This window comes from Streptomyces sp. NPDC059917, from assembly GCF_042730635.1.
Taxonomy (GTDB): Bacteria; Actinomycetota; Actinomycetes; order Streptomycetales; family Streptomycetaceae; genus Streptomyces.
The window spans coordinates 55,446-77,913 of sequence record NZ_JBHWLC010000025.1 but is presented as its reverse complement, the minus strand read 5'-3'; the positions used below and the strand labels follow the sequence as shown (position 1 = coordinate 77,913).

At 72.3% G+C, this 22,468-nt stretch carries 23 protein-coding genes; 20 read left to right on the top strand and 3 right to left on the bottom strand.

Annotated features, from left to right (window positions below; translation table 11 throughout):
• Nucleotides 1-122: 122 nt before the first annotated feature.
• The 8 genes from ACFWAR_RS17075 to glmM all read left to right on the top strand — a co-directional run bounded on the left by ACFWAR_RS17075 (nucleotide 123) and on the right by glmM (nucleotide 8,358).
• The gene (locus ACFWAR_RS17075; RefSeq protein ID WP_283521070.1) at nucleotides 123-1,145 is read left to right on the top strand and encodes a DNA-directed RNA polymerase subunit alpha; all 1,023 of its coding nucleotides are present in this window, start codon (nucleotides 123-125) and stop codon (nucleotides 1,143-1,145) included.
• Nucleotides 1,146-1,225: 80 nt separating this feature from the next.
• The gene (gene rplQ / locus ACFWAR_RS17070; RefSeq protein WP_354383007.1) at nucleotides 1,226-1,699 is read left to right on the top strand and encodes a 50S ribosomal protein L17; all 474 of its coding nucleotides are present in this window, start codon (nucleotides 1,226-1,228) and stop codon (nucleotides 1,697-1,699) included.
• A gap of 89 nt (nucleotides 1,700-1,788) precedes the next feature.
• A complete protein-coding gene (truA, locus tag ACFWAR_RS17065) occupies nucleotides 1,789-2,640 on the top strand; it encodes a tRNA pseudouridine(38-40) synthase TruA (RefSeq protein WP_385777842.1) in 852 nt (283 codons plus the stop codon).
• 42 nt (nucleotides 2,641-2,682) lie between these two features.
• Complete coding sequence (locus tag ACFWAR_RS17060) at nucleotides 2,683-4,302, top strand: ATP-binding cassette domain-containing protein (protein WP_385777840.1); 1,620 nt, start codon at nucleotides 2,683-2,685, stop codon at nucleotides 4,300-4,302.
• Nucleotides 4,303-4,369: 67 nt separating this feature from the next.
• The gene (locus tag ACFWAR_RS17055) at nucleotides 4,370-5,617 is read left to right on the top strand and encodes a glycosyltransferase family 87 protein (protein ID WP_385777838.1); all 1,248 of its coding nucleotides are present in this window, start codon (nucleotides 4,370-4,372) and stop codon (nucleotides 5,615-5,617) included.
• Nucleotides 5,618-5,854: 237 nt separating this feature from the next.
• Nucleotides 5,855-6,298, top strand: a complete 444-nt coding sequence (gene rplM / locus ACFWAR_RS17050; protein WP_354383011.1) for a 50S ribosomal protein L13 — start codon at nucleotides 5,855-5,857, stop codon at nucleotides 6,296-6,298.
• A 44-nt stretch (nucleotides 6,299-6,342) separates the two neighbouring features.
• The gene (gene rpsI / locus ACFWAR_RS17045) at nucleotides 6,343-6,864 is read left to right on the top strand and encodes a 30S ribosomal protein S9 (RefSeq protein ID WP_330332043.1); all 522 of its coding nucleotides are present in this window, start codon (nucleotides 6,343-6,345) and stop codon (nucleotides 6,862-6,864) included.
• 135 nt (nucleotides 6,865-6,999) lie between these two features.
• Nucleotides 7,000-8,358, top strand: coding sequence for a phosphoglucosamine mutase (gene glmM, locus ACFWAR_RS17040; RefSeq protein ID WP_385777835.1), 1,359 nt, complete (start codon nucleotides 7,000-7,002; stop codon nucleotides 8,356-8,358).
• 18 nt (nucleotides 8,359-8,376) lie between these two features.
• Here glmM and ACFWAR_RS17035 read toward each other — a convergent pair whose 3' ends face one another.
• Nucleotides 8,377-9,351 (bottom strand): DUF389 domain-containing protein, encoded by a 975-nt coding sequence (locus tag ACFWAR_RS17035; RefSeq protein ID WP_385777833.1) that lies wholly within the window; start codon nucleotides 9,349-9,351, stop codon nucleotides 8,377-8,379.
• A gap of 38 nt (nucleotides 9,352-9,389) precedes the next feature.
• Nucleotides 9,390-10,472: a type I pantothenate kinase gene (gene coaA / locus ACFWAR_RS17030; RefSeq protein WP_385777831.1), complete on the bottom strand. Its 1,083-nt coding sequence runs from the start codon at nucleotides 10,470-10,472 to the stop codon at nucleotides 9,390-9,392.
• Between the two features lie 288 nt (nucleotides 10,473-10,760).
• Between coaA and ACFWAR_RS17025 the strand changes: the two genes are divergently transcribed.
• The 8 genes from ACFWAR_RS17025 (at nucleotide 10,761) to ACFWAR_RS16990 (ending at nucleotide 19,009) form a co-directional block, all read left to right on the top strand.
• Nucleotides 10,761-11,546: a hypothetical protein gene (locus tag ACFWAR_RS17025; protein WP_385777829.1), complete on the top strand. Its 786-nt coding sequence runs from the start codon at nucleotides 10,761-10,763 to the stop codon at nucleotides 11,544-11,546.
• A gap of 128 nt (nucleotides 11,547-11,674) precedes the next feature.
• The gene (gene glmS / locus ACFWAR_RS17020) at nucleotides 11,675-13,525 is read left to right on the top strand and encodes a glutamine--fructose-6-phosphate transaminase (isomerizing) (RefSeq protein ID WP_385777826.1); all 1,851 of its coding nucleotides are present in this window, start codon (nucleotides 11,675-11,677) and stop codon (nucleotides 13,523-13,525) included.
• Nucleotides 13,526-13,544: 19 nt separating this feature from the next.
• Entirely contained in the window at nucleotides 13,545-13,913 is a 369-nt protein-coding gene (locus tag ACFWAR_RS17015; RefSeq protein ID WP_385777823.1) for a holo-ACP synthase, read from the top strand.
• A 68-nt stretch (nucleotides 13,914-13,981) separates the two neighbouring features.
• Nucleotides 13,982-15,406, top strand: coding sequence for an NAD(P)H-hydrate epimerase (locus ACFWAR_RS17010; RefSeq protein ID WP_385777820.1), 1,425 nt, complete (start codon nucleotides 13,982-13,984; stop codon nucleotides 15,404-15,406).
• 278 nt (nucleotides 15,407-15,684) lie between these two features.
• A complete protein-coding gene (gene alr, locus ACFWAR_RS17005) occupies nucleotides 15,685-16,824 on the top strand; it encodes an alanine racemase (RefSeq protein ID WP_385777817.1) in 1,140 nt (379 codons plus the stop codon).
• An 87-nt stretch (nucleotides 16,825-16,911) separates the two neighbouring features.
• Nucleotides 16,912-18,084: an alpha/beta fold hydrolase gene (locus ACFWAR_RS17000; RefSeq protein ID WP_385777814.1), complete on the top strand. Its 1,173-nt coding sequence runs from the start codon at nucleotides 16,912-16,914 to the stop codon at nucleotides 18,082-18,084.
• Nucleotides 18,044-18,601 (top strand): tRNA (adenosine(37)-N6)-threonylcarbamoyltransferase complex ATPase subunit type 1 TsaE, encoded by a 558-nt coding sequence (tsaE, locus tag ACFWAR_RS16995; RefSeq protein ID WP_385777811.1) that lies wholly within the window; start codon nucleotides 18,044-18,046, stop codon nucleotides 18,599-18,601. The genes ACFWAR_RS17000 and tsaE overlap by 41 nt, the downstream gene beginning before the upstream one ends.
• A gap of 216 nt (nucleotides 18,602-18,817) precedes the next feature.
• A complete protein-coding gene (locus ACFWAR_RS16990; RefSeq protein ID WP_385777808.1) occupies nucleotides 18,818-19,009 on the top strand; it encodes a hypothetical protein in 192 nt (63 codons plus the stop codon).
• A gap of 77 nt (nucleotides 19,010-19,086) precedes the next feature.
• On the opposite strand, the gene ACFWAR_RS16985 is transcribed toward ACFWAR_RS16990, so the two are convergent.
• Complete coding sequence (locus ACFWAR_RS16985; RefSeq protein WP_385777805.1) at nucleotides 19,087-19,647, bottom strand: hypothetical protein; 561 nt, start codon at nucleotides 19,645-19,647, stop codon at nucleotides 19,087-19,089.
• Between the two features lie 166 nt (nucleotides 19,648-19,813).
• Here ACFWAR_RS16985 and tsaB point away from each other — a divergent pair, with 166 nt between their 5' ends.
• Genes tsaB through ACFWAR_RS16965 form a run of 4 tightly spaced genes read left to right on the top strand, consistent with a single transcriptional unit; the run spans nucleotide 19,814 to nucleotide 22,440 of the window.
• Nucleotides 19,814-20,476, top strand: coding sequence for a tRNA (adenosine(37)-N6)-threonylcarbamoyltransferase complex dimerization subunit type 1 TsaB (tsaB, locus tag ACFWAR_RS16980; protein ID WP_385777802.1), 663 nt, complete (start codon nucleotides 19,814-19,816; stop codon nucleotides 20,474-20,476).
• Between the two features lie 44 nt (nucleotides 20,477-20,520).
• A complete protein-coding gene (gene rimI / locus ACFWAR_RS16975) occupies nucleotides 20,521-21,015 on the top strand; it encodes a ribosomal protein S18-alanine N-acetyltransferase (protein ID WP_385777871.1) in 495 nt (164 codons plus the stop codon).
• Nucleotides 21,008-22,159 (top strand): tRNA (adenosine(37)-N6)-threonylcarbamoyltransferase complex transferase subunit TsaD, encoded by a 1,152-nt coding sequence (tsaD, locus tag ACFWAR_RS16970; protein ID WP_385777799.1) that lies wholly within the window; start codon nucleotides 21,008-21,010, stop codon nucleotides 22,157-22,159. Before rimI ends, tsaD begins: the two co-directional genes overlap by 8 nt.
• On the top strand, nucleotides 22,156-22,440 hold the full coding sequence (locus ACFWAR_RS16965; protein ID WP_385777796.1) for a hypothetical protein: 285 nt from the start codon (nucleotides 22,156-22,158) through the stop codon (nucleotides 22,438-22,440). The genes tsaD and ACFWAR_RS16965 overlap by 4 nt, the downstream gene beginning before the upstream one ends.
• Nucleotides 22,441-22,468: the final 28 nt, after the last annotated feature.

Sequence of the window (22,468 nt, the reverse complement as noted above, 5' to 3'; positions counted from 1 at the left end):
CGTGCGTTCTTGAGGTTCCGGGCGGCACGACCCCTCCGGGGGACGTGCCGCCCGTACCCTTGCTGTACGTAGTGCCCGTAGGGCGTCAAATAGTGGGCGTCCACGACTGAAGGAACACACACATGCTTATCGCTCAGCGTCCGTCGCTGACCGAAGAGGTCGTCGACGAGTACCGCTCGCGGTTCGTGATCGAGCCGCTCGAGCCGGGCTTCGGTTACACCCTCGGCAACTCGCTCCGCCGCACGCTCCTGTCCTCGATCCCGGGTGCCGCTGTCACCAGCATCCGCGTGGACGGCGTCCTGCACGAGTTCACCACCGTGCCGGGTGTCAAGGAAGACGTCACCGACCTCATCCTCAACATCAAGCAGCTGGTCGTCTCCTCGGAGCACGACGAGCCCGTCGTGATGTACCTGCGCAAGCAGGGTCCCGGCCTGGTCACCGCCGCCGACATCGCGCCCCCGGCCGGCGTCGAGGTGCACAACCCGGACCTGGTCCTCGCCACGCTCAACGGCAAGGGCAAGCTGGAGATGGAGCTGACCGTCGAGCGCGGTCGCGGCTACGTCTCCGCCGTCCAGAACAAGCAGGTCGGCCAGGAGATCGGTCGCATCCCGATCGACTCCATCTACAGCCCCGTGCTGAAGGTCACCTACAAGGTCGAGGCGACCCGAGTCGAGCAGCGCACCGACTTCGACAAGCTCATCGTCGACGTCGAGACCAAGCAGGCCATGCGCCCGCGCGACGCCATGGCGTCCGCCGGTAAGACCCTGGTCGAGCTGTTCGGTCTGGCCCGCGAGCTCAACATCGACGCCGAGGGCATCGACATGGGCCCCTCGCCGACGGACGCGGCCCTGGCCGCCGACCTGGCGCTGCCGATCGAGGAGCTCGAGCTCACGGTCCGCTCGTACAACTGCCTCAAGCGCGAGGGCATCCACTCGGTGGGCGAGCTCGTGGCCCGCTCCGAGGCGGACCTGCTCGACATCCGCAACTTCGGTGCGAAGTCGATCGACGAGGTCAAGGCGAAGCTCGCCGGCATGGGTCTGGCCCTCAAGGACAGCCCGCCCGGATTCGACCCGACCGCTGCCGCCGACGCCTTCGGCGCGGACGACGACGCCGACGCCGGCTTCGTCGAGACCGAGCAGTACTAAGAACTTTCCCGGGGCGTCCGCCCCGGGGGAACTGACACCGGTACCTGACACGGCCGGTGCAGATATGAAGGAGTAAGACCATGCCGCGTCCCGCAAAGGGTGCCCGTCTGGGCGGCAGCGCCGCGCACGAGAAGCACCTCCTCGCGAACCTCGCGAAGGCGCTCTTCGAGCACGGCCGCATCACCACCACCGAGGCCAAGGCCCGCCGCCTGCGTCCCTACGCCGAGCGTCTGGTCACCAAGGCCAAGAAGGGCGACATCCACAACCGTCGCCTGGTGCTGCAGACGATCACGGACAAGAGCATCGTGCACACGCTCTTCACCGAGATCGCCCCGCGCTACGAGAACCGCCCCGGTGGTTACACGCGCATCACCAAGATCGGCAACCGTCGTGGCGACAACGCCCCGATGGCGGTCATCGAGCTGGTCGAGGCCCTGACCGTGGCGCAGGTCGCCACCGGTGAGGCCGAGGCCGCCACGAAGCGCGCGGTCAAGGAGGCGGAGGCCAAGGCCGAGGCCGTCGAGACCCCCGCCGAGGAGACCAAGGAGGCCTGATCCTCCGGGATCTCGCTTGCTTGAACGGCTCTGAACGGGCCCGCCCCTTCCGGGGGCGGGCCCGTTCTGCATTCGAGAGGATCGCTCACGTGAGTGACGAGGTGGAGCCCGGGCACGTCCGGGTGCGGCTGGACCTGAGCTACGACGGCAAGGACTTCTCCGGCTGGGCGAAGCAGCGGACGCTGCGGACCGTCCAGGGCGAGCTGGAGTCGGCCCTGACGACCGTCATGCGGTTGCCCGACCCGGTGGAGCTGACCGTGGCCGGACGTACGGACGCGGGCGTCCACGCGCGCGGCCAGGTCGCCCAGTTCGACGTGGCCGAGGAGGTGTGGGCCGAGCACCACGACAAGCTGCTGCGGCGGCTCGCGGGGCGGCTGCCGCACGACATCCGGGTGTGGAAGGTCGCCGAGGCCCCCGCCGGCTTCAACGCGCGCTTCTCCGCGATCTGGCGCCGGTACGCCTACCGCGTGGCCGACCACACGGCCGGGGTGGACCCGCTGCGCCGCGGGCACGTGCTGTGGCACTCCTGGCCGCTGGACGTGGACGCCATGAACGAGGCCGCGCGGCCGCTGCTCGGCGAGCACGACTTCGCCGCCTACTGCAAGAAGCGCGAGGGCGCGACGACCATCCGCACGCTCCAGCAGCTCAGCTGGGTGCGGGACGACGAGGGGATCGTCACCGCGACCGTGCGGGCCGACGCCTTCTGCCACAACATGGTGCGCTCCCTGGTGGGGGCGCTGCTGCACGTCGGCGACGGGCACCGGCCGGTGGAGTGGCCGGGGCGGGTGCTGGAGGCCGCGGTGCGCGATTCCTCCGTGCACGTCGTACGTCCGCACGGGCTCACCCTCGAAGAGGTCGGCTACCCGGCGGACGAGCTGCTGGCCGCGCGCAGCAAGGAGGCGCGCAACGTGCGGACGCTGCCGGGGTCGGGCTGCTGCTAATCCGTTTGGGCGGATCGCGGGCGGACCGGGACAATGCCCGACATGGGACATCTCGAAGCGAGTCATCTGGAGTACTACCTTCCCGACGGGCGGGTCCTGCTTCCCGACGTCTCCTTCCGGGTGGGGGAGGGTTCCGTGGTCGCCCTGGTCGGGGCGAACGGGGCCGGTAAGACCACCCTGCTGAAGCTGATCTCCGGTGAGCTCCAGCCGCACGGCGGCGGGGTCGTCGTCACCGGCGGGCTCGGCGTGATGTCGCAGTTCGTCGGTTCGGTGCGGGACGAGACCACCGTCCGTGACCTGCTGGTCTCGGTGGCGCAGCCGCGGATCCGGGAGGCGGCCAAGGCCGTCGACCGGGCCGAGCACCTGATCCTGACCGTCGACGACGAGGCCGCGCAGATGGCCTACGCGCAGGCGCTGAGCGACTGGGCGGACGTCCAGGGCTACGAGGCGGAGACCCTGTGGGACGTCTGCACGATGGCCGCGCTGTCGATCCCGTACGACACCGCGCAGTTCCGCGAGGTGCGCACGCTGTCCGGCGGTGAGCAGAAGCGGCTCGTGCTGGAGGCGCTGCTGCGCGGTCCGGACGAGGTGCTGCTCCTCGACGAGCCGGACAACTACCTGGACGTGCCCGGCAAGCGGTGGCTGGAGGACCAGCTCAAGGCCACCCGCAAGACCGTGTTGTTCGTCTCGCACGACCGGGAGCTGCTGACCCGGGGCGCCGAGAAGATCGTCAGCCTGGAGGCGAGCCCGATGGGCTCGGACGTCTGGGTGCACGGCGCCGGCTTCGACACCTACCACCAGGCGCGCAAGGAGCGCTTCGCGCGCTTCGAGGAGCTCAAGCGGCGTTGGGACGAGGAGCATGCGCGGCTCAAGGCCCTGGTGCTGCGCCTGCGCAACCAGGCCGCGAGCAGCCCCGACATGGCCTCGCGCTACCGGGCGATGCAGACCCGCTTCCAGAAGTTCGAGGAGGCCGGACCGCCGCCGGAGCCGCCGCGCGAGCAGGACATCAAGATGCGGCTCAAGGGCGGCCGGACCGGCGTGCGCGCGGTCACGGTGGAGAACCTGGAGCTGACCGGCCTGATGAAGCCGTTCTCGCTGGAGGTCTTCTACGGCGAGCGGGTCGCGGTGCTGGGCTCGAACGGCTCGGGCAAGTCGCACTTCCTGCGGCTGCTGGCGGGCGAGGACGTCAAGCACACGGGCACCTGGAAGCTGGGCGCGCGGGTGGTCCCGGGCCACTTCGCGCAGACGCACGCGCACCCGGAGCTCTTCGGCCGCACCCTGGTCGACATCCTCTGGACGGAGGCGGCGAAGCCGCTGGGCCAGGCGATGGGCGCGCTGCGCCGCTACGAGCTGGAGCGCCAGGGCGAGCAGCCCTTCGAGAAGCTCTCCGGCGGGCAGCAGGCGCGCTTCCAGATCCTCCTCCTGGAGCTGGCCGGTACCACCGCGCTGCTGCTGGACGAGCCGACGGACAACCTGGACCTGGAGTCGGCCGAGGCGCTCCAGGACGGCCTGGAGAGCTACGACGGCACTGTGCTGTGCGTCACGCACGACCGCTGGTTCGCCCGTACTTTTGACCGTTATTTGGTCTTCGGTTCGGATGGTGTTGTACGGGAGACTCAGGAACCCGTATGGGACGAACGTAGGGTCGACCGGAAGCGCTGAGGGGGAAGACCGCCCCCGTGCGAGTCGAGGGGGAGGCGTTGTGGGCCTGCGGCCTAGCATCTGGCTCATGAAGTGGGACAAGTGGGGCTCCGGCAACCGGGCCGTCGACTGGCTGCTGCGCCCGGCGCCGCGGTCCTGGAAGGCCGTCTCCCTGACCGTCGTGCTGGGGATCGCCCTGTCGATGAGCCTCAAGGACAACTGGGGCTCGGACAACGCCTTCGTGGTGAAGGCCGCGGACACCCTGCTGTCGGGCGGCTCCCCGTACGAGGACAAGCGCTTCCTGTACCTGCCCAGCGCGGTGCTGATGGCGGTGCCGGAGGCGCTGCTGCCGATGCCGGTGCTGCGCTGGGTGCTGCCGCTGGTGATGTCGGGGCTGCTGGCGCTGGGCTGGTGGGCGGCGTTGAAGCTGTTCTCGGTGCCGCTGCGCTCCCGCTTCGCGGTGGGCGGTTTCGCGCTCTTCGCCATCGGTTACAAGCCGTACGCGAACCTGGTGATGATCGGGAACTGGACGGCGATCTCGGCCGCCGCCCTGCCGCTGGCGCTGCTCCTCGCGCACCGCAGGTCGTGGGGGGCGGCCGGGCTGGTGGTGGGCCTGGCGATCGCGTGCAAGCCGATGCTGGTGCCGGTGGGGCTGTTGTTCCTGCTGGCGCGGCAGTGGCGGGGGCTCGCGATCGCGGTGCTGGTGCCGCTGGGGCTCTCGCTGGCGGGGGCGCTGATGATGCCGAGCCCGAGCCTGTTCTTCACCAAGACGCTGCCGTTCCTGCTCCAGGGCCAGGACGCCTACGCGCTGCCCTGGGACGCCTCGCCGATCGCCGTGCTGCCGCGGCTGGGGGTGCCGCAGCCGGTGGCGGTGCTGGTGGCGTTCGCGGGGGCGCTGGGCGGGCTCTGGGCGGTCTGGTGCAGGTGGCGCCGCACCGACGACCGGGACACCGGTCAGATGCGGCTGGCGGAGACGGGCTGCATGGTGATGCTCGCCGCATTCCTGGTGTCGCGGCCGTCCTTCGACCACTACCTGCTGGTGGTGCTCCCGCTGCTGCTGGCGTCGGTGGTGCGGGAGGACTCGATGGTGCGTTCTCCCTGGTTCTGGGTGGGTATCGGGCCCCAGGTCGCGGGGGTTCCGTGGCCCGCCGAGCTGGAGCACAAGCGCCGCGCCTTCAAGGACTTCTTCACCCTGGGCGTGCTGGCGGTCACGCTGATGCGGAGGTGTACGGCTCCGACTCGGGTTAACCTGGACGACGTACGAACGGCAGGAGCCGTGCCCGGTCGCGCTCGCGCCGACGAGCCTGCGGATGCAGGAGCTCGTTCGGCGTTTTGACCCGTCCGGGGCATCACGGGTATCCTGCTGGTTCGTTATGCGTATTGGCTTGTTCATTCTCACGTGAAAGGGCCCTTACGCCGGTCCACCGGGCCGATGACCAGCGGTACACACGGGTTGCGTCCCCGTTGTGGACCAGGGCTGTCGTGATCGTCCGTGGTGGCCTTGTCAGGACCCGTTCCCAAGGTCTCACGCCATATGGGAATACCCATCACTGAAGAAGCGAAGGCTACGACCGTGCGTACGTACAGCCCCAAGCCCGGCGACATCTCGCGCGTCTGGCACGTCATCGACGCCCGGGACATTGTCCTCGGCCGTCTGGCGACCCAGGCCGCGAACCTGCTCCGCGGCAAGCACAAGCCGACTTACGCCCCCCACATGGACATGGGCGACTTCGTCATCATCATCAACGCCGACAAGGTTCACCTGTCCGGCAACAAGGCGACCCAGAAGATGGCGTACCGCCACTCTGGCTTCCCGGGCGGTCTCCGTTCGGTCCGCTACGACGACCTCCTGGCGAACAACCCGGAGAAGGCCGTCGAGAAGGCCGTCAAGGGCATGATCCCCAAGAACACCCTGGGCCGCCAGATGCTCTCGAAGCTGAAGGTCTACTCGGGCGAGGTGCACCCCCACGCTGCCCAGCAGCCGGTGCCGTTCGAGATCACCCAGGTCGCGCAGTAGTTCCGGCCACACCCCCTAAGACGTAGAAAATTCTGAGGAGCATCGTGGCCGAGACCACCACCGAGACTGTCATCGACGAAGAGTTCGAGGGCGCTGTCGAGGAGTACACCACCGAGTCTGCGGACGTCCCGGAGGGTGACTACACCTCCGAGTCGCTCGCCGGCCGCTTCGGCGACCCGCAGCCGGCTGCCGGCCTGGGCCGTCGCAAGAACGCCATCGCCCGCGTCCGGATCGTTCCGGGCACCGGCAAGTGGAAGATCAACGGTCGCACCCTTGAGGACTACTTCCCCAACAAGGTGCACCAGCAGGAAGTCAACGAGCCCTTCAAGGTGCTCGAGCTCGACAACCGCTACGACGTCATCGCCCGCATCTCGGGTGGCGGCGTTTCCGGTCAGGCCGGCGCCCTGCGCCTCGGCGTGGCCCGTGCGCTGAACGAGGCGGACGTGGACAACAACCGCGCCGCGCTCAAGAAGGCCGGCTTCCTCTCGCGCGACGACCGTGCGGTCGAGCGCAAGAAGGCCGGTCTCAAGAAGGCCCGTAAGGCCCCGCAGTACAGCAAGCGTTAATCTGCGCCTGCTGGTCTGCACGATCCCGCCCCGGCGGCACACTCTGTGCTGTCGGGGCGGTTCGTTTACCGCCACAAGCGGCAAATACCTGTCACAAGCGGTCACTGCGCGCAACGCGAAACCTCGGAGGACAACATGGGACGACTCTTCGGCACAGACGGTGTACGCGGTGTCGCCAATGCGGATCTGACGGCCGAGCTCGCGCTCGGCCTCTCCGTCGCGGCAGCCCATGTCCTCGCGGAAGCGGGCACCTTCGAGGGACACCGCGCGACCGCCGTCGTCGGCCGGGACCCCCGGGCCTCGGGCGAGTTCCTGGAGGCCGCGGTCGTCGCCGGCCTCGCGAGCGCGGGCGTGGACGTCCTGCGCGTCGGTGTGCTGCCCACCCCGGCGGTGGCGTATCTCACCGGGGCGCTGGGCGCCGACCTCGGCGTGATGCTCTCTGCCAGTCACAACGCCATGCCCGACAACGGCATCAAGTTCTTCGCGCGCGGCGGCCACAAGCTCGCCGACGAGCTGGAGGACCGGATCGAGTCCGTCTACGACGAGCACCGCACCGGTGCTCCCTGGGACCGGCCCACCGGCTCCGGCGTCGGCCGCGTCTCCGACTACACCGAGGGCTTCGACCGCTACGTCGCCCACCTGATCGGCGTCCTGCCGAACCGCCTGGACGGGCTCAAGGTCGTCCTGGACGAGGCGCACGGCGCGGCCGCCCACGTCTCGCCCGAGGCCTTCACCCGCGCGGGCGCCGAGATCATCACGATCGGCACCGAGCCCAACGGCCTCAACATCAACGACGGCTGCGGCTCCACCCACCTCGGCCTGCTCAAGGCGGCCGTGGTCGAGCACGGCGCGGACCTCGGCATCGCGCACGACGGCGACGCCGACCGCTGCCTGGCCGTGGACGCCGAGGGCAACGAGGTCGACGGGGACCAGATCCTCGCCGTCCTGGCGCTGGCCATGCGCGAGGCGGGCCACCTGCGGGAGAACACCGTGGTCGCCACCGTGATGTCGAACCTCGGCTTCAAGCTGGCCATGGAGGGCGAGGGCATCCAGGTCGTGCAGACCGGTGTCGGCGACCGCTACGTGCTGGAGTCGATGAAGGAGCACGGCTACGCGCTCGGCGGCGAGCAGTCCGGCCACGTGATCATCCTCGACCACGCCACCACCGGCGACGGCACCCTGACCGGCCTGATGCTGGCCGCCCGGGTCGCGGCGACCGGTCGGAGCCTGGCCGAGCTGGCCGGGGTGATGCGGCGGCTGCCGCAGGTCCTGGTCAACGTCCCCGACGTGGACCGCACGCGGGTCGGCACCTCCGCCGAACTGGCCGCCGCGGTGGCCGAGGCCGAGCGCGAACTGGGCACCACCGGCCGGGTGCTGCTGCGTCCCTCCGGTACGGAGCCGCTCGTTCGGGTGATGGTGGAGGCCGCCGACATCGAGCAGGCGCGCGCGATCGCGGGCCGCCTCGCCGACGTCGTGAAGTCCGCCCTCGGCTAGGCCTCTTAGGCCGCGGTACTAGGGCTTTCGCCGCCCACTTCCTGATGGCGCACCCGGCGACCGGAGCATCCGGTCCTGCTGGGTGCGCCACAGCAGTTTCTGGGCGGTGAGGGTCAGCGTGCCCGCGACCATGATCCCGGCGAGGTTCAGCAGCAGCTGCTCGGCGGAGCCCCACATCTGGGCGAACTCGCCGTAGCCGAGGGCCACCGCGGCGTTCGCCGCTGCCGGGACGGTGGTCACCGAGATCGCGACCCCGACCAGCGCGCCCGACTTGGCCGAGGTCAGGGACAGGACGCCCGCGATGCCCGCGAGCACCGCGACCACGAAGGAGAACGGGTCCGGCTGCCAGATGAAGCTGGTGTTCGGGCGCGGATCGTCGAGCATGCCGCGGTCGAACTGGCCCAGCGCGTCCATGGTCAGGCTGAAGAGGGTCGTGGCCGCCATCGCGACCGCGAAGCCCACGAGCAGGGCGATCAGGGACCGGGCGGCCAGTCGGGGCGCCCGCTGGACCAGGCCCGTGCACACCCCGGCGAGCGGGCCGAACTCCGGACCCACCGCCATCGCGCCCACGATCAGGATCGCGTTGTCCAGGACCACGCCGCAGGCCGCGATCATCGTCGCGAGGGCGAGGAAGGCCAGGTAGGTGATCGAGAGGGTGGACTCCTCGTGGGTCGCCTCGGTCAACTGCTCCCAGATCACCGCGTCGGCGCCCTCGCCCGGTGCCTCCCGCTCGGCCCGGTCGGCGCTGCGCGAGAGGGTCAGGTCGATCCCCTCGACCGTGATCGAGCCGACGTCGTCGAGGCCGAGCGCGCGCAGCTCGGCGAGCAGCTCGTCCGCCGACTCCCGGGCCACGTCGCACAGGACCACGTCACCGGGCGGATCGAGGGCGGCGCCCGCCAGTACGGCCAGGTGGGTGGTCCCGACCGTCCGCCGGACGAGCGCGACCACCTCGTCGGTGAGGCGGGCCGGGGCGATCATCCGTACGTGCAGCATCCCGGCAGGTTAGCGGCCGGGCCGCCGGTCCGAGGGGCTCAGAGCTTGCGCAGGCTGAGCTTCTGCACCTTGTGGTCGGGGCCCTTGCGCACGACGAGGGTGGCGCGGCCGCGGGTGGGGGCGACGTTCTCCAGCAGGTTGGGCCGGTTGATCGTCCGCCACATGGTCCGCGCGTAGTCCAGCGCCTCCTCCTCGGAGACCTGGGTGTACTTGCGGAAGTAGGAGAAGGGGTTCTGGAAGGCGGTCTCGCGCAGCTTGCGGAAGCGGCCCAGGTACCAGCGCTCGATGTCCTCGGGGCGCGCGTCCACGTACACGCTGAAGTCGAAGTAGTCGGCGAGGGCGACCCGGGTGCGGCCGTCCTTGCCGGGCAGCGCGGGCTGCAGGACGTTGAGGCCCTCGACGATCAGGATGTCGGGGCGGCGCACGACGAGCTGCTCGCCCGGGACGATGTCGTAGATGAGGTGCGAGTAGACCGGGGCCGTGACCTCGTCCTTGCCGGCCTTGATGTCGGCGACGAAACGGGTCAGCGCGCGGCGGTCGTAGGACTCGGGGAAACCCTTGCGGGCGGTCAGGCCGCGGCGCTGGAGCTCCTTCATCGGGTAGAGGAAGCCGTCCGTGGTGACCAGCTCCACGCGCGGGTGCTCGGGCCAGCGGGCGAGCAGCGCCTGGAGCAGGCGGGCCACGGTGGACTTGCCGACGGCCACGGAACCGGCGACCCCTATGACGAAGGGGGTGCCGCGCTGGGCGCCGTGGCCGTTGCCCGCGTCGCCGAGGAAGGTGTTCAGGGTGCCGCGCAGGTTGCTGGTGGCGCCGACGTACAGGTTGAGCAGCCGTGAGAGCGGCAGGTAGACGTCGCGGACCTCGTCCAGGTCGATCACGTCGCCGAGGCCGCGCAGCCGCTCCAGCTCTTCCGCGGTGAGCGGCAGCGGGGTCCGCTCGCGCAGGGCGCTCCACTCGGCCCGGGTGAGGTCGACGTACGGCGATGCGTCGGCCCGGCGGTGCGGGGGGCGGCCCGCCGGGTCCGGAGCGGTGGCGGCCGGGGCGGCGGCGGGGTCCGCGCCCGGGGCCGCGGGGAGGTCCGCTGCGGGGTCCGTGGTGCTTCGTGGCGGCGAAGTGATCACAACGCCATTGTCGGGGGTCCGGGGCCGTTGTGGGTCGTGTGGTCGGTCACGTGGGCGCCGATCTTGGCCGATTGCCGTCGAATCGACCGGTGCTCCAGGGACGGGAGCGACAGGGCGGTGCCGGAGCGGGTCGAGAAGCCCGTCGGAGTCGGTCAGGTCCGGGCGGGTCTCGCCGTGATCACGATTTCCGGCCGCGGCCGGATATTGCAGTACGCCAGTGCGAATTTACTCGTACATTACTCGGGCTGCCTGTCGCAGCGATCATTTGAGTCATAGGGGAGATTCATCGTGCGTTCCACCCTCGTCCGCCGTTCCGTGCTGACCGCTTCGGCCGTCTCGCTCGCGCTGCTCGTCACCGCCTGCGGTTCGGACAAGGCGGCGAAGGACGAGTCGAAGGACGGCGGCGCCACCTCGGCCGCTCCGTCCGCGCCGGCCGCCGACCCGGCTGCCAAGGCGAAGACGGCCGCCGAGCTCAAGGGTCTCCTGGTCACCCAGGCCGACCTGGCGGAGTACAAGCTCAAGGAGGCCGGCGCCACCGAGGTGAGCGAGGCCGTCGCCGCCAACGCCACCACCAAGACCGAGTGCCTGCCGCTCGGCGCCGTCATGTCGGGCTCCACGCCCGGCAAGCCCGCGGCGGGCGCGGCGACCAAGGTCAGCTCCGTGCCGAAGGCCCCGGCCGCCGACGCCTCCCCGGAGGAGAAGCTCAAGGCCATCACGGACGCCCTGAAGGTGACCGTCACGATGGTCGGCCTCGGCTCCTACGACGGCAACGGCGCCCAGGAGGCCTTCGCCGCGGTGAAGGCGGCCGGTACCGCGTGCGCCGCGGGCTACCCGGGTGCCAAGGAGGCCGACACGGGCAAGGTCACGAAGATCGCCCCCGGCGCCGCGGTGACCGGTGGCGACGAGGCGGTCTCCTTCGTCGTCGAGCGCGAACTGGACGGCGACAAGGCGCCCACCCAGCTCGTGGTCGTCCGCAAGGGCAACACCCTCGCGTCCTTCTACGCGATCGCCCCGGCGGGCGAGGCCGCGCAGCCCGTCGCGATCGTCGGCGCGCAGGTCAAGAAGCTCGGCTGAGTCCGACCGCGGTCCCGGCCGCCCGTCGGCCGTACGACGTGGACCCGCCCCGGCGCTTTCGCCGGGGCGGGTTTTTCGTCCGGTTCGGGTCCCGGAATGCGCGCCGGACGCGGCGTAGGGTGCCGCCTATGTGCGGAATCGTGGGTTACGTGGGAGCGCAATCTGCGCTCGATGTGGTCATCGCCGGACTCAAGCGGTTGGAGTACCGGGGGTACGACTCGGCGGGTGTCGCCGTGCTCGCCGACGGGGGCCTCGCCTCCGTCAAGAAGGCCGGCAAGCTGGTCAATCTGGAGAAGGAACTGGTCGGGCACCCGCTGCCGGCCGGTTCCACGGGACTCGGGCACACCCGGTGGGCGACCCACGGCGGGCCCACCGACCTCAACGCCCATCCGCACCTGGACAACGCCGGGCGCGTGGCCGTCGTGCACAACGGCATCATCGAGAACTTCGCCGCGCTGCGGGCCGAACTGACCGAGCGCGGGCACCGGTTGGAGTCCGAGACGGACACCGAGGTCGTCGCCCATCTGCTGGCCGAGCGCTTCGCCGAGGCGGGCGGCGACCTGGCCGAGGCCATGCGGCGCGTGTGCCGGCTGCTGGAGGGCGCGTTCACCCTGGTCGCGGTGCACGCGGACGCCCCGGACGTGGTGGTCGGTGCGCGCCGGAACTCCCCGCTCGTGGTCGGCGTCGGCGAGGGCGAGAACTTCCTCGCCTCGGACGTGGCCGCCTTCATCGCCCACACCCGGTCCGCGATCGAACTGGGGCAGGACCAGGTCGTCGAGCTGCGCCGCGACGGGGTCTCGGTGACCAACTTCGACGGCTCGGCCGCCTCCGTGCGCGCCTACCACGTCGACTGGGACGCCTCGGCCGCGGAGAAGGGCGGCTACGACTACTTCATGCTCAAGGAGATCGCCGAGCAGCCGAAGGCCGTCGCCGACACCCTGCTCGGCCGGATCGACGCGAGCGGCTCGCTCACCCTGGACGAGGTCCGCATCCCCGCCTCCGTCCTGCGCGAGGTCGACAAGGTCGTCATCGTGGCCTGCGGTACGGCGTACCACGCGGGCATGATCGCGAAGCTGGCCATCGAGCACTGGACGCGGATCCCGTGCGAGACGGAGCTGGCGAGCGAGTTCCGCTACCGGGACCCGATCCTCGACCAGCGCACGCTCGTCATCGCCATCTCGCAGTCCGGCGAGACGATGGACACGCTGATGGCGCTGCGCCACGCCCGGGAACAGGGCGCGAAGGTGCTGGCCGTCTGCAACACGAACGGGTCGACGATCCCCCGCGAGTCCGACGCCGTCCTCTACACGCACGCGGGGCCCGAGGTGGCCGTCGCCTCGACCAAGGCGTTCTTGACCCAGCTGGTCGCCTGCTACCTGGTCGCGCTCTACCTCGGCCAGGTGCGCGGCACGAAGTGGGGCGACGAGATCCGGGCGGTGATCCGCGAACTGTCCGACATCGCGGGCGCGGTGGACGCCGTACTGGAGACGATGGAGCCGGTCCGCAAGCTCGCCCGCTCGCTCGCGGACAAGAACACGGTGCTCTTCCTCGGGCGGCACGTCGGCTACCCGGTGGCGCTGGAGGGCGCGCTCAAGCTCAAGGAGCTGGCGTACATGCACGCCGAGGGCTTCGCGGCGGGAGAGCTCAAGCACGGGCCGATCGCGCTGATCGAGGAGGACGTGCCGGTGGTGGTCGTGGTGCCGTCGCCGAAGGGCCGTTCGGTGCTCCACGACAAGATCGTGTCGAACATCCAGGAGATCCGGGCCCGCGGGGCGCGCACGATCGTGATCGCGGAGGAGGGCGACGAGGCGGTGGTCCCGTACGCCGACCACCTGATCCGGATCCCGGCCACGCCGACGCTGCTCCAGCCGCTGGTGGCGACGGTGCCGTTGCAGGTGTTCGCGTGCGAGCTGGCGACGGCGCGGGGCAACGAGGTGGACCAGCCGCGTAATCTCGCCAAGTCCGTGACGGTGGAGTGAGCGAAGCGAGTTCTCAGAAGTGATCATCGGTGTGGGGATCGACGTGGCCGCGATCGACAGGTTCGCGGCGTCGCTGGAGCGTACGCCCAGGCTGGCGCGGCGGCTCTTCCTCGAGGCGGAGTTGAACCTGCCGAGCGGCGAGCGGCGCGGACCCGCCTCGCTCGCCGCCCGGTTCGCCGCGAAGGAGGCCCTGGCCAAGGCGCTCGGCGCGCCCGCCGGGATGCTCTGGACCGATGCCGAGGTGTACGTCGAGCCGACCGGGCAGCCGCGGCTGCGGGTGTCCGGGACGGTGGCGGCGCGGGCGCAGGCGCTCGGCGTGCGCTCCTTGCACGTCTCGCTCAGCCACGACGCGGGAGTGGCCTCGGCCGTCGTGATCGCCGAGGGATGAGCCGGGCGGGCCGGGCGGGCCGGGTGATCGGGGGACCGGGAGATCCGGGGATCGGGCACGCTGGTGCCATGCGTACTGCTTACAGCGTGGAGACCGTACGGGCCGCCGAGCACGAGTTGATGGCGCGGCTGCCCGAAGGGGCCCTGATGCAGCGGGCGGCCGCGGGACTGGCCGCCGTCTGCGCCGGACTGCTCGGGCGGGTGTACGGGGCGCGCGTGGCGCTGCTCGTGGGGACCGGGGACAACGGCGGTGACGCGCTCTACGCGGGCGCGCGCCTGGCGCGCAGGGGCGCGGGGGTGACGGCCGTGCTCCTGGACCCCGAGCGGGCGCACGCGGGCGGACTGGCCGCGCTGCGGGCCGCCGGGGGACGGCAGGCCGAGCGCGTGCCGCAGCGGGTGGACCTGGTCGTGGACGGCCTGCTGGGCATCGGCGGGCGCGGGGGGCTGCGTCCGGCGGCGGCCGCGCTGGTGGCGCAGGTGCCGCCGGGGGCGCGGGTGGTCGCGGTGGACCTGCCGAGCGGGGTGGACGCGGACACCGGAGAGGTCGCGGGGGCGGCCGTACGGGCCGACGTGACCGTGACCTTCGGGGCGTACAAGCCGGGGCTGCTGATCGACCCCGGGGCCGAGCGGGCCGGGGTGGTGCGGTTGGTGGACATCGGGCTGACGCTGCCGGACACGGCCGTGGCGCGGGCCCTCCAGCACGCCGACGTGCGCGCGCTGCTGCCCGTACCCACGGCGGAGAGCGACAAGTACCGGCGCGGGGTCGTGGGCGTCGTCGCCGGGTCGGAGCAGTACCCGGGCGCGGCGGTGCTGTCCGTCGCGGGCGCGCTGCGGGGCGGGGCGGGGGCCGTGCGCTACGTCGGGCCCGCGCGCGCGGCGGAGATGGTGCTGGCGAGGTACCCCGAGACGCTGATCGGGCGCGGCCGGGTGCAGTCCTGGGTGGTGGGGCCGGGGCTCGGGGCGGGGCGCGAGGGCGAGGTCGCGGAGCTGCTGGCGGGCGCGGCGGCGGACGGGGTGGCGGTGCTGGTGGACGCGGACGGCTTGCGGGGGCTGGACCCCGGGGTGCTGCGGGCGCACCCGCGGCCGGTGCTGCTGACCCCGCACGCGGGGGAGGCGGCGGCGCTGCTGGGGGTCGGGCGGGCGCGGGTGGAGGGGGCGCGGTTGGCCTCCGTGAGGGAGTTGGCGGGGCGGTACGGGGTCGCGGTGCTGCTGAAGGGGTCGACGACGTTGGTCGCGGGGGCGGGGGGTGGCGGGCCGGTGCGGGTGAACGCCACCGGGACGCCCTGGTTGGCCACCGCGGGCAGTGGTGACGTGTTGTCGGGGGTGGCGGGGGCGTTGTTGGCGGCGGGGCTGGGGGCGGTGGACGCGGGGTCGGTGGCGGCGTACCTGCACGGGCTGGCGGGGCGGCGGGCGGCCGCTGGTGCGCCTGTGCTCGCGCACGGCGTTGCGGAGGCCCTGCCGGGTGCTTGGCGCGACGCCTGCGCTCCGGCCTGAGGCCGCACCGCCGTTCGGGCGCTCCCGTGTGCGGGTGCGTGGGGCCTCCGGCGGGTCCTCAAACGCCGGACGGGCTGGGTTGGTGCCGGGTCCTCGGTCCAGCCTCGCCGGCGTTCGAAGCGCTCCCGTGTGCGGGTGCGTGGGGCCTCCGGCGGGTCCTCAAACGCCGGACGGGCTGGGGTGGTGCCGGGGGCGTCCTCGGGGGCGGACGTGGTCAAGGTGTGGGCTCCTTGGGTGCTTGAGCGGCGCGCTGGTGGGGTTCTGAGACACTTGCGGCGATGAACGAGACACCGCCGCGCGTACACGCCGAGATCGATCTTGACGCCGTACGGGGGAACGTGCGCGCATTGCGCGACCGGGCACCCCGGGCCCAGCTGATGGCCGTCGTCAAGTCGGACGCCTATGGTCACGGGGCCGTGGCCTGTGCCAGGGCTGCCCAGGAGGCCGGCGCGACCTGGCTCGGCACGGCGACCCCGCAGGAGGCCTTCGCCCTGCGCGACGCGGGCGTCGAGGGCCGGATCATGTGCTGGCTGTGGACCCCCGGCGGGCCGTGGCAGGAGGCCCTCGAGCGCGACGTGGACGTCGCGGTGAGCGGCCTGTGGGCCCTGGAAGAGGTACGCGCGGCCGCCCGCGCCACCGGTCGCACGGCCAGGATCCAGCTCAAGGCCGACACCGGCCTCGGCCGCAACGGCTGCCAGCCCGCCGACTGGGCCGAACTGGTCGGCGCCGCCGTCGCCGCCGAGGCCGAGGGCACCGTCGAGGTCACCGGCCTGTGGTCGCACTTCGCGTGTGCCGACGAGCCCGGCCACCCCTCCATCCAGCTCCAGCTGACCGCCTTCCGCGAGATGGTCGGCTACGCCGAGAAGGAGGGCCTGGACCCCGAGGTCCGGCACATCGCCAACTCCCCGGCCACGCTCACGCTCCCCGAGAGCCACTTCGACCTGGTGCGCTGCGGGCTCGCGGTCTACGGCGTCTCCCCGGCCCCGGAGCTGGGCACCTCCGCCCAGCTCGGACTGCGCCCCGCGATGACGCTCAAGGCGTCCGTCGCGCTGGTCAAGGACGTGCCCGGCGGCCACGGCGTCAGCTATGGCCACCACTACACGACGCCGTGCGACACGCGGCTCGCCCTGATCCCGGCCGGGTACGCCGACGGCATCCCGCGGCACGCCTCGGGCACCGGCCCGGTGCTGGTCGGCGGCGCGGTGCGGACGGTGGCCGGGCGGGTGGCCATGGACCAGTTCGTGGTGGACCTCGGGCCCGGCGCGGACGTGCGCTCCGGCGACGAGGCCGTCATCTTCGGCCCGGGCGACGGGGGCGAGCCGACCGCCGAGGACTGGGCGCGGGCCGCGGGGACGATCGCCTACGAGATCGTCACGCGGATCGGGTCCCGGGTGCCCCGGGTGCATCTCCATGCGTGATCCGATGATCCGTACGGGTGGTTCCTGTGTCAGGCTGAATAGCTGTTTGTCCGGTACGTCTGGGTTTCATGGCTGAGTGAGGTCGGCGTGAGCGAGAACTGGCGAAAGGCGGGCTGGGCGGGCGCCGCGATCGGCGTCGTGGCGGCGGGTGCGGCGGCCGGAGTGGCCGTCGAGCGGCTCACGGTCGGCCGCGGGATCCGGGCGAAGGCGCGCCTCGCGCTGGACGCGTCGGGCCCCTACGGCACCCTGCGCGGCACCGAGGGCACGTGCCGCGCCGAGGACGGCACCCTGCTCCACTACGAGAGCGACGAGCTCCCCGAGGACGGCGCCAAGCGCCGCCGCCTGCGCCGCAAGTCCGCTCCGGCCGCCACCGTCGTCTTCTGCCACGGCTACTGCCTCGCCCAGGACTCCTGGCACTTCCAGCGCGCCGCGCTGCGCGGGGTGGTCCGCGCCGTGTACTGGGACCAGCGCAGCCACGGCCGCTCCGCGCGCGGCCTCGCGCAGGCGGACGGCGAACCGGTCAGCATCGACCAGCTCGGCCGCGACCTCAAGGCCGTCATCGACGCGGCCGCGCCCGAGGGGCCGCTGGTCCTCGTGGGCCACTCCATGGGCGGCATGACGATCATGGCCCTGGCGGCCCAGTATCCCGAGCTGGTGCGCGACCGGGTGGTCGGCGTGGCGCTCGTGGGCACCTCCAGCGGCCGGCTCGCCGAGGTGACGTACGGGCTCCCCTCGGTCGGGGTCAGCGCGGTGCGCCGGGTGCTTCCGGGGGTGCTGCGCGCGCTGTGCTCGCAGGTCGAGCTGGTGGAGAAGGGGCGCCGGGCCACCGCGGACCTCTTCGCGGGCATGATCAAGCGGTACTCGTTCGGCTCGCCGGACGTGGACCCGGACGTGGCGCGCTTCGCCGAGCGGCTGATCGAGGCGACCCCGATCGACGTCGTGGCCGAGTTCTTCCCGGCGATCATGCTGCACGACAAGACGGCCGCCCTCCAGCGCTTCGCGGACCTCCCGGTCACCGTGGTCGCCGGGGACCGCGACATGATCACCCCGCCCGAGCACAGCGCGGCGATCGCCGCCGAGCTGCCGGACGCGGAGCTGGTGGTCCTGGAGGAGACCGGCCACCTGATGATGCTGGAGCGCCCGGAGACCGTCACCGCACTGCTGACCGACCTCCTGGCGCGCACGGGCGCGGTCCCGGCAGCGACTAACGTTGGCGGGCATGGAAGCACCGCTGCAAGCACCGCACGGCCGGGCGGCTGAGACCGCGACCGGCCGGGCCCTGCTCACGATCGATTCCCCCGACGCCATGCGGGACCTGGGCCGCGACCTCGCCGCACTGCTGCGCCCCGGAGACCTCGTCCTGCTGACCGGTGAGCTGGGCGCGGGCAAGACCACGCTGACCCGGGGCCTCGGCGAGGGCCTCGGCGTGCGCGGGGCCGTGACCTCGCCGACCTTCGTGATCGCCCGGGTGCACCCGCCGCTGGGCGACGGCCCGGCGCTGGTCCACGTGGACGCGTACCGGCTCGGCGGCGGGCTGGACGAGATGGAGGACCTGGACCTCGACGTCTCGCTGCCCGAATCCGTGATCGTCGTCGAATGGGGCGACGGCAAGGTGGAGGAGCTCTCCGACGACCGGTTGCACGTGGTGATCGCGCGCGCGGTCGGCCACGAGGAGGTCCTCGACGACGTGCGCCAGGTGTCGGTGTACGGGGTGGGCGCGCGCTGGGCGGACGCCGGGATCGCGGCGCTGGCCGACGGGGGCGCGGACAAGGCCTAGGCGCGGTCCTCGCGGCCCGGTCCGTGCGTCCCTCCGGGGCGTGCGGGCCGGGCCGTTCGCGTGGGGAGGCGTCTGGACGTTCCGACAACGTTGGGACGGGTACCGACAAGGTGTCGGCAAAATGTTGCGCCGATGGCGGGTGGCGTGATGACATGGTACCGAGAGCTGGTTAGGTATACCTAACTTCGACGTAGGTCGAGCGCCCAGGAGGCAGCCATGTCGGCAGCAGAGCGTGTTCCCCGCCCGTCCGGGGCGTCCGCGGGCGCGCCCTCGATGGGTGCGCTGCTCGCGTCCTGTCTCGCCGCCACCGCCGTGTCGACCCCGCCCGCGCGGCCGACGCCGCCCGCCCGCCCGGCCGCGTCCGCGCCCGTACGCATGCAGGCCGCTCCGGAGTCCGAAGCGGCCTGAGTCGTCGTGCGCCGTGCCTGTCGTGTTCACCCGTTCGGGTCAATCCGGCGGTCGTCCCGCAGGAGCCGCGCGCGCCGTCACGCGACGACGTTGACCCGCGTGCCGATCGTGGCGAAGTTCCACATCGCGTCGCCGTCGGCCCGCGTCATGCGGATGCCGCCGGTCTTCTTCGACGGGTCCGGCTCCGGCGTCGCGCCGTCCTTGCGGGCGCTGAAACCGATCACGACCCCGTCGGTGGTCGCGAACCGCACGATGTGTTCGACCGCCGCGCCGTCGGACCCGGTGACCGCGCCCTGGCGCGTGTCGACCGAGTAGCTGCCGGTCTTGGGGTGCACCGTGCTCGGCATCACCGAGAAGGTCTTCGTCTCCACGCCGTCCCCGCCCACCAGCCAGACCCGCTTCTGGGACACGGAGTAGACGACGCGCACGCCCTTGCCCGAATCGGCCGGAACCGGCCCCGGCTTGCCCGGCGCGTCGGGTGCGGTGGACTGGCTCGGCGCGGTGGAGGGGGTCGGCTGCTGGGCGGCCGCCGCGGGGCGGGCCGGAGCGCTCGCCGACGCCTGGTAGCCGAGGAAACCGACCGTGGCCAGTGCCGCGGCGGTGAGCCCGGCCACGATTCCCGAGCTGCTGCGTGCCACCTTGCTCCACCTCTCCGCTGCCTTCGGGTCCCCCGGTCTCCCGAGGGCCCCCGCGGTGATCCACCGCTCGGTGGTTCCCGCTGGTACACCCGCGCTGACGGTAGCAGCCGGGGTGCCGCTCGACCGGCCGCAAGGGGCCCGGGCCGCGGAGTCGTAGGCTGTTCGCGTGCTCTTGCTCGCTGTAGATACCGCCACGCCCGCCGTCACCGTCGCCCTGCACGACGGTGAGTCCGTCGTCGCCGAGGCCCACCAGGTCGACGCCCGCCGCCACGGGGAGCTGCTGCTGCCCTCCGTGGACAAGGTCCTGGCCGAAGCCGGACGCACGCTCGACGCCGTCACCGGCATCGTCGTGGGCGTGGGCCCCGGCCCGTACACCGGACTGCGCGTCGGCCTCGTCACCGCCTCCACCTTCGCCTCCGTCCTCGGCGTGCCCGTGCACGGCCTGTGCACCCTGGACGGGCTGGCCTACGCCGCCCGGGACGCCGGGATCGAGGGCCCCTTCGCGGTGGCCACCGACGCCCGCCGCAAGGAGGTGTACTGGGCCCGCTACGAGGACCCGCGCACCCGGGTCACCGAGCCCGCCGTGGACCGCCCGGCCGACATCGCCGAGCAGCTCGCCGTGCTGCCCGTGGTGGGCGCGGGCGCGCTGCTCTACCCCGAGCACTTCCCGGACGCGCGCGGCCCCGAGCACCAGTCGGCCGGCGCCCTGGCCGCCCTGGCCGCGGAGCGGCTCGCGGCGGGGGCGGAGTTCCTCCCGCCGACCCCGCTGTACCTGCGCCGCCCCGACGCCCAGGTGCCCAAGAACTACAAGGTGGTCACGCCCCAGTGACGGCCCCGACCGCGCCGCCCGCCCCGGCCGTCCTGCTGCGCGAGATGCGCTGGTGGGACATCGGGTCCGTGCTGGAGCTGGAGCACGAGCTCTTCCCCGACGACGCCTGGTCCGCGGGGATGTTCTGGTCCGAGCTGGCGCACGCCCGCGGGCCGCTGGCCACCCGCCGCTACGTGGTCGCCGAGGAGGCGGACGGCGGCCGCCTGGTCGGCTACGCCGGGCTCGCCGCCGTCGGCGACCTGGGCGACGTACAGACCATCGCGGCGGCCCGCGATCAGTGGGGGACCGGGCTCGGCGCCCGGCTGCTCACCGATCTGCTCGCCGCCGCCACCGCCTTCGAATGCGCCGAAGTGCTGCTGGAGGTGCGGGTGGACAACACCCGCGCCCAGCGGCTCTACGAGCGCTTCGGCTTCGAGCCGATCGGCTTCCGGCGCGGCTACTACCAGCCCGGCAACATCGACGCGCTCGTGATGCGACTCTCCGATCCCGCACGCTCCGTCCCCGCGGACGGACCAGTTCAAGGTGAATCCCATGGCTGACGAACCGCTCGTCCTCGGCATCGAGACGTCCTGCGACGAAACCGGCGTCGGCGTGGTGCGCGGCACCACGCTCCTCGCCGACGCGATCGCCTCCAGCGTGGACGAGCACGCGCGCTTCGGCGGGGTCGTGCCCGAGGTGGCCTCGCGCGCACACCTGGAAGCGATGGTCCCGACCATCGAGCGCGCCCTCAAGGAGGCCGGGGTCAGCGCCCGCGACCTCGACGGCATCGCCGTGACCGCGGGCCCCGGTCTGGCCGGGGCGCTGCTGGTCGGCGTATCGGCGGCGAAGGCCTACGCCTACGCGCTCGGCAAGCCGCTCTACGGCGTGAACCACCTGGCCTCCCACATCTGCGTGGACCAGCTGGAGCACGGGCCGCTGCCGGAGCCCACGATGGCCCTGCTGGTCTCCGGCGGGCACTCCTCGCTGCTGCTGGCCCCGGACATCACCAGCGACGTACGGCCGCTGGGCCAGACCATCGACGACGCGGCGGGCGAGGCCTTCGACAAGATCGCGCGGGTGCTCCAGCTGGGCTTCCCGGGCGGCCCGGTCATCGACCGGCTCGCGCGCGAGGGCGACCCGAAGGCGATCAACTTCCCGCGCGGGCTGACGGGGCCGCGCGACGCGGCGTACGACTTCTCCTTCTCCGGGCTCAAGACCGCCGTGGCGCGCTGGATCGAGGCGAAGCGCAAGGCGGGGGAGGACGTGCCGGTGCGCGACGTGGCCGCGTCCTTCCAGGAGGCCGTGGTGGACGTGCTGACGCGCAAGGCGATCCGCGCCTGCAAGGACGAGGGCGTCGACCACCTGATGATCGGCGGCGGCGTGGCGGCCAACTCGCGGCTGCGCTCGCTGGCGCAGGAGCGCTGCGACGACGCCGGGATCGTGCTGCGGGTGCCGCGGCCGAAGCTGTGCACGGACAACGGCGCGATGGTGGCGGCGCTGGGCGCGGAAATGGTCAAGCGGAACCGGCCGGCCTCGGACTGGGACCTCTCGGCGGACTCCTCGCTGCCGGTGACCGACCCGCACGTGCCCGGTACGTCGCACGAGCACGGTGACGGGGACGGGCACGGCCACGCACACGCGCACGGGCACACCCACGACCACGATCACGTGCACGAGCTGAGCAAGGACAACCTGTACTCATGAGCACCACCGTGGCCGTGATGTGGGAGGCCCGGGCCGCCGACGGCCGGGGCAACGAGCTGCTGGAATGGGCCCGTTCGCAGGTGCTGGCCCGCGAACCGGTGCGCCGCGAGGTGTTCCGGGCGCCGCAGGACCGGGTCCTGGTCATCACCTGGTGGGAGGCGGGCACCGGTGCGGGCGACGGCGCGGACGCGCTGCCCGAACTGCCCGAACCGGCCGCCGACCTGATCGCGCGGCCGGTCCACCGGTGGCGCTTCGAGTCCGTGGAGCGGACCGGCGGCTGACCGGTGGCCGGACCGCACCCGGCCCCGG

What these genes read in the sequence shown, in the direction of transcription:
- ACFWAR_RS17055 (WP_385777838.1), top strand. Translation starts at nt 4,370, where the DNA reads ATGAAGTGGGACAAGTGGGGCTCCGGCAACCGGGCCGTCGACTGGCTG.
- ACFWAR_RS16990 (WP_385777808.1), top strand. Translation starts at nt 18,818, where the DNA reads ATGTCGGCAGCAGAGCGTGTTCCCCGCCCGTCCGGGGCGTCCGCGGGC.
- tsaD (WP_385777799.1), top strand. Translation starts at nt 21,008, where the DNA reads ATGGCTGACGAACCGCTCGTCCTCGGCATCGAGACGTCCTGCGACGAA.
- ACFWAR_RS17010 (WP_385777820.1), top strand. Translation starts at nt 13,982, where the DNA reads ATGCGTACTGCTTACAGCGTGGAGACCGTACGGGCCGCCGAGCACGAG.
- ACFWAR_RS17075 (WP_283521070.1), top strand. Translation starts at nt 123, where the DNA reads ATGCTTATCGCTCAGCGTCCGTCGCTGACCGAAGAGGTCGTCGACGAG.
- ACFWAR_RS17035 (WP_385777833.1), bottom strand. Translation starts at nt 9,351, where the DNA reads ATGCTGCACGTACGGATGATCGCCCCGGCCCGCCTCACCGACGAGGTG.
- glmM (WP_385777835.1), top strand. Translation starts at nt 7,000, where the DNA reads ATGGGACGACTCTTCGGCACAGACGGTGTACGCGGTGTCGCCAATGCG.
- ACFWAR_RS16965 (WP_385777796.1), top strand. Translation starts at nt 22,156, where the DNA reads ATGAGCACCACCGTGGCCGTGATGTGGGAGGCCCGGGCCGCCGACGGC.
- glmS (WP_385777826.1), top strand. Translation starts at nt 11,675, where the DNA reads ATGTGCGGAATCGTGGGTTACGTGGGAGCGCAATCTGCGCTCGATGTG.
- tsaE (WP_385777811.1), top strand. Translation starts at nt 18,044, where the DNA reads ATGGAAGCACCGCTGCAAGCACCGCACGGCCGGGCGGCTGAGACCGCG.
- rplQ (WP_354383007.1), top strand. Translation starts at nt 1,226, where the DNA reads ATGCCGCGTCCCGCAAAGGGTGCCCGTCTGGGCGGCAGCGCCGCGCAC.
- ACFWAR_RS17060 (WP_385777840.1), top strand. Translation starts at nt 2,683, where the DNA reads ATGGGACATCTCGAAGCGAGTCATCTGGAGTACTACCTTCCCGACGGG.
- alr (WP_385777817.1), top strand. Translation starts at nt 15,685, where the DNA reads ATGAACGAGACACCGCCGCGCGTACACGCCGAGATCGATCTTGACGCC.
- rimI (WP_385777871.1), top strand. Translation starts at nt 20,521, where the DNA reads ATGCGCTGGTGGGACATCGGGTCCGTGCTGGAGCTGGAGCACGAGCTC.